Here is a 12917-nt window from a genome sequence, read left to right as displayed (position 1 = left end):
GCCAGCAACATGTACAAAAGACCTCCTTATCCAAAATCAGTATAACACTAAATGTTCTTCCAGACAAGGGGTAATTATGCTGATTCCGCCATATCCCGTGAAAACGTTAAAATACCCGCACCATTATCCGTAGCTCCCCCGGCAATGGGGAAATCTTCCTCCCCCGGCTTCCGTCGCTTTTCCGGCAAGGAACTTATGTTCATGAGATCATACCATAAGCAGTAACCCACTAATCCCTCCAAAGCCCAGTAAATACCCAACGCCTTTAACAAGGGCGGCCGGGCCAGCACAGCCACCGCTGCACCCCCGACTATGCGGGCCAGCCGGTCCGTGGGACCTACGTTTTGTTTTAGCCGCATGCTATTCACCTCGCCTTTAGCTTGCACGCCGGGAAAACAAACTATGCGAAACGCATTAAAAAACAGCCCCGGTTAAACACTAAGGTTAATTGAAACCGCCGCATAACCACCAAGGAGGGGAAGATGCGTGGAAACAGCCCCAATACCCGCCGGTCATTGCGAACCCGTCCCCCAGCCGGAGGAGGAAAAGGTCAGAATCTGGATTAACGACCGGCCGGTGGAAGTACCCAAGGGGATGAATTTGCTGGAGATCTGCCGCTCCGAAGGTATCGATATCCCCAGCCTTTGCTACCTGCCGGGTGTCCACGAAGCAGGCATATGCCGGGTCTGCCTGGTGGAAGTGGAAGCCAACGGCAGAAGGGCTTTACAGGCTTCCTGCGTTTACCCGGCCAGCCAAGGCATTAAGGTATACACCCACAGCCCCCGGGCCAGGCGGGCCCGGAAAAGGGTGGTGGAGCTGTTGCTCTCAGAACACGGAGGAGAATGCCCCACCTGTGTACGCAATCTCAACTGTGAGCTGCAGCGTCTGGCCGATGAAATGGGTATCCGCAGGGTAAGGGTTACCGGAGAACGACGCCGCTATCCCATAGCCAATAAAAATCCCTTTATTATCAGGGACTACAACAAATGCATCAGGTGCCGCCGCTGCGAGGCAGTCTGCCGGGAGATACAGGGTGTCGGCGTCCTGGGCCCGCGCAACCGGGGTTTTGATTTGGTTATCGGCCCACCCTTCAACAAGGATCTGGGCGAGGTAAACTGTATTAGCTGCGGTCAGTGTGTAATGGTTTGCCCCACCGGCGCCCTCACCGAAAGGGAATACATCGACGAGGTGTGGCGGGCTATCGAGGACCCTGATCAATTTGTGGTGGTACAGACCGCCCCGGCCATCCAGGTCACTCTGGGAGAAGCCTTTGGCCTGGGAGCGGGAACGGTAGTGCGGGGCAAATTGGCCGCCGCCCTGCGGCGCCTGGGTTTTGACCGGGTCTTTACCACCGAACTGGCCGCAGACCTGACCATTGTGGAAGAAGCCCACGAACTGCTGGAGCGGCTGAAAGGGCACGGCAAACTGCCCCTGATCTCTTCCTGCAGCCCGGGATGGGTGAAATTCTGCGAACATTTCTATCCCGAATTTGTGGACAACCTGAGCACCTGTAAATCCCCTATGGAAATGTTTGGCGCCCTGGCCAAGACCTATTATGCGGAAAAAGAAGGCCTGGATCCCAAAAAGATGGTGGTCGTGGCGGTAATGCCCTGTACGGCTAAAAAATTTGAAGCCGCCCGTCCCGAACTGGTTACCCGGGGTTTAAGGGATGTGGATTACGTTTTGACCACCAGGGAATTGGCCCGGATGATCCGCCAGGCGGGCATCCGGTTTGATGAACTGGCAGTTGAAGAATTCGACCAGCCCCTGGGGTTGTCCACCGGAGCCGGCGTTATTTTTGCCACCACCGGGGGAGTCATGGAAGCAGCCATACGCACCGCCTATGCCCTGGTGGAGGGCAAGGATTTGCCCACCCGGCTGGAATTCCGGGAATTTCGCGGCCTGCGTGGCATCAAGGAAGCACGGCTTAAACTAAAGAACCAAACCCTGCGCCTGGCCGTGGCCCATGGCACCAGGAACGCCCGCCGCCTGCTGGAGCGGATTAAGAGGGGGGAAAAATTTCATTTTATCGAGATCATGGCCTGCCCGGGAGGATGCGTGGGCGGAGGCGGCCAGCCCATTTGGGGACGCCTTAACCGACGGGAAACAAACATGGTGGAGCGACGCATGCAAAGGGCCCAGGCTTTGTATAAAATAGATTTAAATAAAAAGCTTCGCCGCGCCCACGAAAACCCGGCGGTACAACAGATTTACCGGGAATTTCTCGGTCACCCATTGAGCGAAAAGGCCAAAGAGATTCTGCACACCCGTTATACTCCCCGGGAAAGAACCAATCACCGCCTGTTGCATTAGAGAGTAAAGGGGTCATCCCGGGCATAAAACCTGACTTCCATAACACCCGGCTAAAATACCGGGATTTTTCGTTGTCAGGCGCAGGACGGACCGGTAAACTATAAATATCGGGGGAAGACCCCGCCTTATGCCCTTTGCAATAGTTTTCCTGCTACCTTCAGGCCTGCCAGTACAAGGACGAAAATAGAAGAGAACACCCTACACTTTTATGGCAGTATTTGAAGCCCTGTAATCCAGCGCAGTAAAATATTTTGCGGAGGTTATTCCATGCGTCGCAAGCTATTACCCCTCCTCCCCGGCGCCGTCATTGGCAACGGCCGCATGCTGGCTACCATTAAAAATACCGGGGAGCTTTACCGTCTGTTCTGGCCGCACATTGACCAGGCACAGCATCTCGGCCAGTTTATCGTAGGTATCCGCCAAACCGCCCCCACCCCGGAAGGGGTCTGGTGGCTGCATGAGTCCCCCTGGCACGGCGAACAGCATTACCTGAACGAAACTCCCGTGGTTCTTACCTGCAGGCGCCGGGACGACGTGGCCCTTTTAGTGGAACAGGCCGACTTTATTCTACCCGAAGAAGATGTCCTTGCCCGCCAGTACCGGATGACCAATCTTTCCGACCGGGCACGCACTCTTAATTTAGTGGTCTACTGCACCTTTCTCATTGACGAATCAGCTCTTTACGATACCATGTACCTCGAGTTAACCCACCAGACGCTAATCCAATTCCGCCGCAACATTTTTCTGGCCTTAAGGGCCCCGGGTTACCCCCTGGTGGGGTATCATACCGGCCGCCGGGACACCCCCGGTGATCCTCTTGGACCGGCCAGCCGGGGCGAGTTTTACGGTGATTCTTCCACCCTGCGCGCCGGTGCCGGAGCCGTGGCCTGGGAAATGGGAGAGGTTATGCCCGGGGAAACCCGTGAATTGACCCTTTACCTGGCCGCCGCGTCCAGTGAAGCTGCCGTTCTTGAGCTGCTCTCCAGGGTTTCAGCTAAATCGGGACAACAGTGGCGGGAAGAAACGGCCGGTTTTTGGGAACGCTGGTTGGAACACCGGCCCCTATCGGGTGAACAGGGGGAAGAACACGGCGCTTTTCGCCGGTCCCTGATGGTTTTAAAACTCCTGACCAACCGGGAAACGGGCGGCAGCATTGCGGCCCCCGAATTCGACCCCTTTTATACCGGCTGCGGCGGATACGGCTATTGCTGGCCCCGGGACGGTATGTACACAGCCCTGGCCCTGGACGAGGCCGGCTATCACCGGGAGGCTCGGGATTTTTACCTTTTCGCCGCCCGGGTGCAGGATTCCGATGGAAGCTGGCAGCAGCGCTACTTTACCAATGGCTTTTGGGCTCCCACCTGGGGAAAACAAATCGACCAGGTAGGCGCGGTTTTGTGGGGTTACCACCACCACTTCAAACTGACCGGGGACAGGGAATTCTTGCAAAAAATATGGCCTTCAACTTTTTTAGGTGCTGCTTACCTGGTGAAACACCTTTCCCCAAACGGGTTGCCCGAACCGGGACTGGATCTATGGGAAGACAATTTCATCCAGAGCACCTACGCGGCGGCAGCAATCTACGGGGGACTGACAGGCGCAGCGGCCCTGGCCAAAAGCACAGGCGCACCCGAAAAAGCAAAAAAATGGAACGAGGCAGCGGAAACCGTACGGAAATCCATTCTCACCCACCTTTGGAATCCCGACCGGCAGTGCTTCCTGCGGGGGATCAACCGCCGGGTTAGCTGCTACGATTACCAGTGTGCTCTGGACCGGGGCGAACAGGCCTGGAAGGACAAGGAACCCTCGGGATTGTATGAAATTTACTGGGTAGAAAAGGACACCCGCATTGACTCCGCCGTTCTAGGCCTGGTGTTCCCCTTTGGGGTCCTCGAACCCGAACATCCCTTAATGGATGAAACCATAAAAAGTATAGCCCGGGTACTGGGCAACAACCGGGTAGGGGGCATTCATCGCTATGAATGGGACGGTTACCGCGGCGGAAACCCCTGGGTATTAACCACCCTCTGGTTGGGAATCGTCCACGCCCTGCGGGGCGAACAGGATACTGCCCGCGCCCTTTACCGCTGGGCACTGGATAATGCCGGCCCCACCGGCCTTTTGCCTGAACAAGTGGACAAGGAACGGGGGGGGCCGGCCTGGGTAATACCTCTGGGCTGGTCCCACGCCATGTTTATCCTCCTCCACCTCGCCCTGCAGGGAAAACTTTCGTTTGCGAAATAAAAGTAGATGACGCTTTCAACGACACCAACAGAGAGGTTTTGCACGAAGCGTTTTAGGGTATTTACAAAAGAGGTGAGCTATGTTGCGGGGAGAAATAGAGCAGTTAAGAAACATTCCCCTTTTTGCCGGGCTCTCCGATGAGCAACTGGCGGAAATTGCCCGCTTAATCCTGAACAGAAAGTACCGCAAAGGGCATATTATTTTTATGGAGGGAGAGCCCGGGGAAGCGGTGTACCTTTTAAAATCCGGCCGGGTCAAAATCTACAAACAAGATGAGGAAGGGCGGGAACATATCCTGCACTATATCAACCCGGGCGAAGTTTTTGCGGAAGTGGTCCTTTTTGATGGCGGGGAATACCCGGCCTGCGCCGAAGTGGTGGAAGATGCCCACGTAGGGCTGATCCGCAACCGGGACATGGACGCGCTCATTCTGAAAAACCCTTCCATCGCCCTGGCCCTGCTAAAGATTATGACCCGGCGCTTAAGGGTATCCCAGCGGCAGATAATGGAGCTGGCCTTAAAGGATACCACCCGCCGCCTGGCCAGTGTGCTCCTGGAGCTGGCCCGGGAACACGGTCAACCGGAAGGAAACGGTATCCGCATAACCATGCCCCTGACCAACCAGGAACTGGCCAACCTGGTAGGCACCTCCCGGGAGACGGCCAACCGTATCCTTGGTGAATTACGCCGGGATAAGGCCGTTACCGTAACCCGCCAGGGCATTGTGGTGTTTAAGGAACGTTTAAAAACCTGGCTTTAATTGATCAGAAAAAAACCACAGCCTCAAAAAGCTGTGGTTTTCATTCCCTAACTACTCACTTTTTTAATGCTGCTTGAGTCTTTCCAGTTCCTCCAGCAGTCTGTCGTTTAACACCCGAATGTAGGTGCCCTTCATACCCAGGGACTTGGATTCAATCACCCCGGCGCTTTCAAACTTACGCAGGGCGTTGACAATTACCGATCTGGTGATGCCTACCCGGTCGGCAATTTTGCTGGCCACCAGCAATCCCTCGTCCCCGTCCAGCTCCTCAAAAATATGCTGCACGGCATCCAGTTCGGAGTAAGACAGGGTACCCAGGGCAATCTGCACGGCAGCCCGCTTGCGGGCCTCTTCTTCCATGCGGTCGGCCCGGGCCCTCAGGATTTCCATTCCTACTACGGTAGCCCCGTACTCGGCCAGGATTAAGTCCTCGTCGGTAAAGTTAGCGCCAAACCTTGCCAGGATAAGGGTTCCCAGGCGAGAACCGGCTCCCACGATGGGAACCACGGTGGTTACCTTATTGTTGAACTTGCAGCGCTGGTTGTGATTGAACACGCATGCATTTACAGTCTGGCAAAAGTTGGCCTGTGTTTCGTTAATACGCAACAGGTATTCATTATATTCTTCGGGGAAACCCTCGGGGGACTCCACCATTTCACGCATGATCTCACAGCTGAAACCTTTCATAAAGGCATAACCCAGAGCTTTACCCCGCCGGTCGATTATATAGACACTGCAGCCTATATTTTCACTCAAGGTGGCGGCCATTTCTTTATAATCTACCGGGTAACCGGCGGACTTTTGCAGCAGTTTATTCAAAGCACGGGTTTTTTCCAGAAGATTGCGCATGCCTGCACTCCTTTCCTATAAGATGTAGCGACTCAGATCTTCGTTTTTTACTATGTCGCCTAGTTTTTGCTGGACATAATCCCGGTCGATGGTAATTGTTTGTCCCTGCAACTCCGGTGCATCAAAGGACAGATCTTCCAACAACTTTTCCATAATCGTGTGTAACCGCCGGGCACCTATGTTTTCGGTTTGCTCATTTACAGTATAAGCGATTTTTGCGATTTCGACAAGAGAATCTTGTGAAAATTTCACGTTAAGACCCTCAGTAGCTAAAAGGGCCGTATATTGTTTGATCAAGGCATTTTCCGGTTCAGTAAGAATTTGCAGAAAATCCTCTTCTGAAAGGCTTGACAATTCAACACGAATCGGGAAACGCCCTTGAAGTTCGGGGATGAGATCCGAAGGTTTGGCCATATGAAAGGCCCCAGCAGCAATAAAAAGGATGTGGTCGGTTTTCACGGGCCCGTACTTGGTCATCACCGTTGAACCTTCTACAATGGGTAGGATGTCCCGCTGCACCCCGCCCCGGGAAACATCAGGGCCGGCTCCCCCTTCCCGGCTGGCAATTTTATCGATCTCGTCCAGGAAGATGATTCCGTGCTCCTCCGCCCGGCGCACGGCATCAGTAGTCACTTCGTCCATATCGATCAGCTTTTGTGCCTCCTGCTGGGTAAGTATTTTCCGGGCCTCGGCCACCGTTACCTTGCGCTTACGTTTCTTTTTAGGGAAAATCCCCCCCAGCACGTCCTGGATGTTGATGCCCAATTCTTCCACCCCGGAACCGGTGAACACCTCCAGGGTGGGGATGGTGTTATCTTCTACTTCGATTTCCAGGTATTCGTTTTCCAGCTCGCCCCGGGCCAGCTTCTGGCGCAGGGTCTCCCGCTCGAACTGTACCCGCTTAATACGGCTTTCCTGCATGGAATCGGTTTCCCCGCCTTGCCGGGTCACGCTGCCGAAGGCGCTTCCCAAAATGGCTTCCAAGGGATTGCGGGGTGTTTCCTGGCGAGGCATGGGGGCAAGCAGCTCGATGATGCGTTCTTCGGCCATCTTCTGCGCCTTATCCATTACCTTCTCCATTTTTTCCTGGCGCACCATGCGGATGGATGTTTCCACCAGGTCGCGCACCATGCTCTCCACATCCCGGCCCACATAACCCACTTCCGTAAATTTGGTGGCCTCCACCTTGATAAAGGGGGCCTTTACCAGTTTGGCCAGGCGGCGGGCAATTTCCGTTTTACCCACTCCCGTAGGGCCAATCATCAGGATGTTCTTGGGCACCACCTCGTCCCGCAGCTCCTTGGGCAGGCGGCTGCGGCGGTAGCGGTTGCGCAGGGCAATGGCCACCGCCCTTTTGGCCTCTTTTTGCCCGATCACGTATTTATCCAGCTCGGCTACAATCTGGCGTGGAGTAAGGTTTTCCATCCCTGCTCTCTCCTTAAAAATAAAATTATAGCTCCTCCACGGTAATATTGTCGTTGGTGTAAACGCAAATTCCTGCGGCAATCAACAGGGCTTCCCGGGCGATTTCCCCGGCGGAAAGAGCTGTATGCTTAGCCAGAGCTCTAGCGGCAGCCAGGGCGTAGGGACCTCCCGAACCAATGGCAGCAATCCCGTCATCTGGCTCAATAACCTCCCCACCCCCGGAAAGGACGAGCAGGTGCCGCCGGTCGGCTACCACCAGAAGAGCTTCCAGGCGGCGCAAAAACTTATCCATGCGCCATTCCTTGGCCAGTTCCACGGCGGCCCGCTGAAGCTGGCCGGAATAGGTTTCCAGCTTACCCTCAAACTTTTCAAAAAGGGTGAAGGCATCGGCTACGGAACCGGCAAAACCGGCAATGACTCGGTCATTGTGCAGGCGGCGGATCTTTTTCGCCTGGTGCTTCAATATAGTATGCTGGCCTAAAGTCACCTGGCCATCCCCGGCCATGGCTACCCGGCCATCTTTATGGACCGCTACAATAGTTGTGGCATGAAACATATCTACCTTCCCTTCATCAGGCATCAACACATTATTGTATACTTCCCGGTTCTAAAATGCAACTTCAGGCTCTGGGATGGGCACGGCGATAAACTTCCTTTAATCGCTCTCTGGTAACATGGGTGTATATCTGGGTGGTGGACAGGCTTGCGTGTCCGAGGAGTTCCTGTACGGACCGCAAATCGGCCCCATTGTCCAGCAAGTGGGTGGCAAAGGAATGGCGCAACACGTGGGGACTCACCTGCCGCTCCAGGCATATCTGGTGGACATATTTATCGATTATTTTCCTTACCCCTCGTGCCGAAAGCCTCTTACCACGGTAATTGAGAAAGAGGGCCTCCCCGGAACTTGCAGTTACCAGTGCCGGCCGGCCAGCTAAAAGATAATTTTCCAGGGCCCGTACTGCAAACGCACCAATAGGCAGCAGCCGCTCCCGGGCTCCTTTACCGGCCACCCTTATACAGGCGCGCGACAGATCCACGTCATCCAGGCTCAAAGCCACCAACTCCCCCACCCGCACGCCGCTGGCGTAAAGGGTTTCCAGCAGTGCCCGGTCCCGCCGGCCCAGGGGAGTGTCAGCCGGGGGCGCCTCAACCAGGACCCGGCATTCATCGGCAAAGAGAAACCGGGGCAACTTACGTTCAATTTTCGGGGAAGAAAGGTGACTGGTAGGATTGGCCGGTATTACTTCTTCACGGGTTAGATAACGGAAAAAAGAACGCCAGGTGGCCAGCTTCCGGGCAATAGTGGCCCGGGAAAACCCCTGGGACTGCAGGTGGGCTAAAAAAGCCCGTAGCAATTGGCGATTGATGTCTTCGGGCAAAACCAGGTGGTCGGGTTTTCCCAGAACCCGGGCGAAAAAATCCAGCCCCTGGAAGAGATCCCGCTGGTAGTTATCCAGCGTATGGGGGGAGGCGTTCTTTTCCAGCTGAAGGTAGTAGATAAAGTTGTCTATGTATGGGTACAAACGGTTCACTCCTACTTGCCTGCCGTTCGCACGCGCTCGCTCCGTTCCCCAGCACTCACCGGGTGTAGGTACCTGGCAGGCATTTAAACAGTATATAGTCAGCACTCATCCCCTCAGAGAACTCTGGTTGCAGTGAGTGTTGGGGCAAGGTCGCTCGTTTCGTACAAAACGGCGGCCATTCTATCCTCTGTTGGTGGCAATGAAAACGTCATGGGTATCTACTTCCTTCTTCCATCCTTCCAGCGTTTCCAGCGCCCGTTGGGCCAGGGCCAGGTTGCGCCTGCGCCGGTCCTTGATGTTTTCATCCAGGGGAGGGAATAAACCGAAGTTAACATTCATGGGTTGAAAATGCTTCGGGTCCGCGCTGGTAATATAATGGGCCAGGGAACCGTGGGCCGTCTCTGGAGGAAAAGCCACGGGCTGCTGACCCCGGTAAAGCCGGGCGGCATTGACACCGGCCATCAACCCGGAAGCAGCCGACTCCACGTAGCCCTCCACCCCGGTCATCTGTCCGGCCAGGAAAAGCCCAGCCCGTTTTTTGCACTCAAATGTAGGATAAAGCAGGATTGGCGAATTGACATAGGTGTTGCGGTGCATCACGCCGAACCGGACGAATTCCGCCTCTTCCAACCCCGGGATCATGCGGAAAACTCGTTTTTGTTCGTCCCACTTGAGGTGGGTTTGAAACCCCACCAGGTTATAAAGGGTACCAGCGGCGTTGTCCTGGCGCAGTTGGACTACCGCGTAGGGCTGGCGGCCCGTGCGGGGGTCAATTAAACCAACGGGCTTGAGGGGGCCGTAGCGCATGGCATCCTTTCCCCGCCGCGCCAGGACTTCAATGGGCAAACAGCCTTCAAAATTAACTTCCTTTTCAAACTCCTTGCGAGGCGCCCTTTCGGCAGTGGCCAGGGCTTCTTGAAAACGCTCGTATTCTTCTTTAGTCATGGGACAGTTGATGTATTCCCCTTCCCCTTTGCCGTAACGGGAGGAACAAAAGACCTTATCGAAATTAATGGACTCCCGGGTGACAATGGGCGCCACCGCATCGTAAAAATAAAGATACTCTACGCCGGTTAAATCCCGCAGGGACCTGGACATGGCCTCCGAGGTCAGGGGACCGGTAGCCAGAACCACTATGCCTTCCCGGGGGATGTCAGCAACTTCTTCCCGGCAGACCTCCACCAGGGAGTGGTTTTCCAGGATCTCTGTAACTGCCCGAGCAAAACCTTCCCGGTCCACGGCCAGGGCACCCCCGGCCGGCACCCTATGTTTATCTGCACAGGCCATGATCAGGGAGTCCAGCCGGCGCATTTCCTCTTTTAACAGGCCTACGGCATTTTCCAGGGCCGCAGCCCTTAAGGAATTGCTGCAAACCAGTTCGGCAAAAAAGCCGGTATGGTGAGCCGGGGTAAATTTTTGCGGACGCATCTCATAGAGTTTTACCGGTACATTCCGCCGGGCTAGCTGCCAGGCCGCTTCAGCGCCGGCCAGCCCGGCACCTATAACCGTTACTGCCTCGGCCATTAACTTCTTCCTCCAGTTCCTGGGTTTGCAGTGCGGCTTGATTTTGCTCCCGCTGGTGAAAGCAAAGCATCGCCGTGCCAGGACTCGAAAAAGGGCCCTTCTTCCGCCAGTTCACTCCCGGCAGCCACATCCCGGGCGGCTTGACCGTCGGAACCGGCCTTTTTTTCCCTGCCGACCCGGTACCGGCACCGCTCATTGATACATTCCAGTTCCTCCTGTTCACCCCGTCCCCTTTTGATTACCAGAAGACCACCGCAGCGGGGGCATTTTTCGCCGGAGGGCTCATCCCAAACCACAAAATCGCAATCGGGGTAGCGGCTGCAACCGTAAAATTTGCGGCCCTTTTTACTGCGCCGCACCACCAGCTCGCCTTTACACTGGGGGCAGGGCACCCCGGTAGGCTCCAGCAGGGGCCGGGTGTTCCGGCACTCGGGGAAGCCGGGACAGGCCAGAAACTTCCCGTAGCGACCCATTTTGACCACCATGTTGCGGCCACATTGTTCACAGATTTCCTCGCTGACTTCATCGGATACAGTCACCTGACCGATTTTTTCTTCCGCCCGGGCGAGAGTTTCCTGGAAGGGGCCGTAAAAGTCCTGGATCACCCGCACCCAGTCCATTTCCCCTTCCTCTATGCGGTCCAGGCTTTCCTCCATTTGAGCGGTAAACTCCACATCAATAATATCGGGAAAATGCTTTTTCAACAGATCTACTACTACTATCCCCAACTCGGTGGGAACAAGCTGCTTTTTCTCCCGCACCACATATCCCCGCTTGATAATTGTTTCCAGAATGGGCGCATAGGTACTGGGGCGGCCGATCCCTTTTTCCTCTAGCGCTTTTACCAGGGTGGCATCGGTATAGCGGGGGGGCGGCTGGGTGAAGTGCTGTTTCGGTGTGAGGGATTTGACTTCCAGGGCCTCCCCCTCGGAAAGGGCAGGTAAAACCCCTTCCTCCTCTTTAGTTTCGTCATCCCTGGATTCCACATAAACCCGGGTAAACCCGGGGAACTTGACCACTGACCCGGTAGCCCGGAAAATGTAACGGCCCCCGGTAATATCAATGCTGGTGGTTTCAATAATGGCCGGGCTCATCTGACTGGCCACAAAGCGAGACCAGATTAATTTATAGAGCTTGTACTGATCCGGCGTAAGGTAGTGCTTAATGGCCTCGGGCTCCCGTTCCACCGCGGTGGGCCGGATGGCTTCGTGGGCATCCTGCACCCTTCCCCTGGCCGCCACCTGCCGGGGTTTTTCCGGGACATACTCGGGGCCGAATTTTTCCTGAATGTAAGCCCGGGCGTCCGTAAGGGCCTGCGCGGCCACCCGGGTGGAGTCGGTACGTATATAGGTAACCAGACCTACAGGACCCTCCTTACCCAGTTCTAGCCCCTCGTACAATTGCTGGGCCACCATCATGGTTTTGCGGGCCGTGAAATTGAGCTTGCGGTAAGCCTCCTGCTGCAGGCTGCTGGTGGTAAAGGGCGGGGCCGGCTGGCGGTTTTTTTCCCTGTGGGTAATTTTAACGACCCGGTAGGAGACCCCCTTCAGATCCTTTAAGATCTCCCCGATTTGCACCTGGTTTTTTATTTCTGCCTTTTTATCCCCAATCTTGTACAATTTGGCCTCGAAGGGATCCTTTCCCCGGCGGGTAAAGACAGCCGTTAAAGTCCAGTATTCTTCGGGGACAAAGGCGTTAATCTCCTCTTCCCGGTCGCAGATCAGCCGCACCGCCACCGACTGCACCCGGCCGGCTGAAAGACCTTTTTTGACCTTGCGCCACAAAAGGGGGCTTAGTTTATAACCTACCAGCCTGTCGAGTATCCGGCGGGCCTGCTGGGCATTTACCCGGTTGTAGTCAATGGGCCGGGGTGCCTTCACGGCATTTTGCACGGCCTGCTTCGTAATTTCATTAAATTCAATGCGACAGGGCGCGTTCTCATCAATTTCCAGTACGTTGGCCAGGTGCCAGGCAATGGCCTCCCCTTCCCGGTCGGGGTCGGAAGCCAGTAACACCCGGTCGGCCTTTTTGACCGCAGTTTTAAGCTCTTTAATGATTTCTCCCTTGCCCCTGATGGTGATGTACTTGGGTGTAAAACCGTGCTCTACATCCACCCCGAACTGGCTTTTGGGCAGGTCCCGCACATGTCCCATAGAAGCTTTAATGGTATATTTTTTACCTAACAATTTACCAATGCTCTTTGCCTTGGCAGGTGATTCCACAATAACCAGTGTTTTGGACAAAGAAGGCCACCTTCTTTTTTTTCCGGTTTAACCATT

Annotated in this window: 10 protein-coding genes; 3 read left to right on the top strand and 7 right to left on the bottom strand. The window is 55.2% G+C overall.

The genetic code is table 11. The features are described 5' to 3' along the window. Positions 1-74: 74 nt before the first annotated feature. Positions 75-359 carry a YgaP family membrane protein gene (locus tag BUA65_RS06560; RefSeq protein ID WP_072868227.1) on the bottom strand — a complete coding sequence of 95 codons (285 nt, stop codon included), beginning with the start codon at positions 357-359 and terminating at the stop codon, positions 75-77. 127 nt (positions 360-486) lie between these two features. On the opposite strand from BUA65_RS06560, the gene BUA65_RS06555 reads away from it, so the two are divergent. The 3 genes from BUA65_RS06555 to BUA65_RS06545 all read left to right on the top strand — a co-directional run bounded on the left by BUA65_RS06555 (position 487) and on the right by BUA65_RS06545 (position 5317). After that, positions 487-2313 carry an NADH-dependent [FeFe] hydrogenase, group A6 gene (locus tag BUA65_RS06555; protein WP_072868225.1) on the top strand — a complete coding sequence of 609 codons (1827 nt, stop codon included), beginning with the start codon at positions 487-489 and terminating at the stop codon, positions 2311-2313. Positions 2314-2580: 267 nt separating this feature from the next. Continuing rightward, positions 2581-4557 (top strand): glycoside hydrolase family 15 protein, encoded by a 1977-nt coding sequence (locus tag BUA65_RS06550; RefSeq protein WP_072868223.1) that lies wholly within the window; start codon positions 2581-2583, stop codon positions 4555-4557. Between the two features lie 79 nt (positions 4558-4636). Further along, entirely contained in the window at positions 4637-5317 is a 681-nt protein-coding gene (locus BUA65_RS06545) for a Crp/Fnr family transcriptional regulator (protein WP_114281470.1), read from the top strand. Between the two features lie 63 nt (positions 5318-5380). Here BUA65_RS06545 and codY read toward each other — a convergent pair whose 3' ends face one another. The 6 genes from codY to topA all read right to left on the bottom strand — a co-directional run bounded on the left by codY (position 5381) and on the right by topA (position 12881). Then, complete coding sequence (gene codY, locus BUA65_RS06540; protein ID WP_072868221.1) at positions 5381-6166, bottom strand: GTP-sensing pleiotropic transcriptional regulator CodY; 786 nt, start codon at positions 6164-6166, stop codon at positions 5381-5383. A gap of 15 nt (positions 6167-6181) precedes the next feature. After that, positions 6182-7591 carry an ATP-dependent protease ATPase subunit HslU gene (gene hslU, locus BUA65_RS06535; RefSeq protein WP_072868220.1) on the bottom strand — a complete coding sequence of 470 codons (1410 nt, stop codon included), beginning with the start codon at positions 7589-7591 and terminating at the stop codon, positions 6182-6184. Positions 7592-7616: 25 nt separating this feature from the next. Then, positions 7617-8147 carry an ATP-dependent protease subunit HslV gene (gene hslV, locus BUA65_RS06530; RefSeq protein WP_072868218.1) on the bottom strand — a complete coding sequence of 177 codons (531 nt, stop codon included), beginning with the start codon at positions 8145-8147 and terminating at the stop codon, positions 7617-7619. 64 nt (positions 8148-8211) lie between these two features. Next, on the bottom strand, positions 8212-9114 hold the full coding sequence (gene xerC, locus BUA65_RS06525; RefSeq protein WP_072868217.1) for a tyrosine recombinase XerC: 903 nt from the start codon (positions 9112-9114) through the stop codon (positions 8212-8214). A gap of 180 nt (positions 9115-9294) precedes the next feature. Then, a complete protein-coding gene (gene trmFO / locus BUA65_RS06520; RefSeq protein ID WP_072868215.1) occupies positions 9295-10638 on the bottom strand; it encodes an FADH(2)-oxidizing methylenetetrahydrofolate--tRNA-(uracil(54)-C(5))-methyltransferase TrmFO in 1344 nt (447 codons plus the stop codon). Continuing rightward, complete coding sequence (topA, locus tag BUA65_RS06515) at positions 10638-12881, bottom strand: type I DNA topoisomerase (RefSeq protein ID WP_072868213.1); 2244 nt, start codon at positions 12879-12881, stop codon at positions 10638-10640. The genes trmFO and topA overlap by 1 nt, the downstream gene beginning before the upstream one ends. Positions 12882-12917 lie beyond the last annotated feature (36 nt).

The sequence above is a fragment of the Desulfofundulus thermosubterraneus DSM 16057 genome (genome assembly GCF_900142025.1).
GTDB classification, from domain to species: Bacteria; Bacillota; Desulfotomaculia; order Desulfotomaculales; family Desulfovirgulaceae; genus Desulfofundulus; species Desulfofundulus thermosubterraneus.
The sequence above is the reverse complement of the archived record's forward strand: the minus strand, read 5'-3'. Positions and strand labels throughout refer to the sequence as shown.

Bases quoted from the DNA above. Each gene is read 5' to 3' on its own strand.
- BUA65_RS06550 (WP_072868223.1), top strand. From the start codon at position 2,581: ATGCGTCGCAAGCTATTACCCCTCCTCCCCGGCGCCGTCATTGGCAAC.
- codY (WP_072868221.1), bottom strand. From the start codon at position 6,166: ATGCGCAATCTTCTGGAAAAAACCCGTGCTTTGAATAAACTGCTGCAA.
- trmFO (WP_072868215.1), bottom strand. From the start codon at position 10,638: ATGGCCGAGGCAGTAACGGTTATAGGTGCCGGGCTGGCCGGCGCTGAA.
- hslV (WP_072868218.1), bottom strand. From the start codon at position 8,147: ATGTTTCATGCCACAACTATTGTAGCGGTCCATAAAGATGGCCGGGTA.
- BUA65_RS06560 (WP_072868227.1), bottom strand. From the start codon at position 359: ATGCGGCTAAAACAAAACGTAGGTCCCACGGACCGGCTGGCCCGCATA.
- hslU (WP_072868220.1), bottom strand. From the start codon at position 7,591: ATGGAAAACCTTACTCCACGCCAGATTGTAGCCGAGCTGGATAAATAC.
- BUA65_RS06545 (WP_114281470.1), top strand. From the start codon at position 4,637: ATGTTGCGGGGAGAAATAGAGCAGTTAAGAAACATTCCCCTTTTTGCC.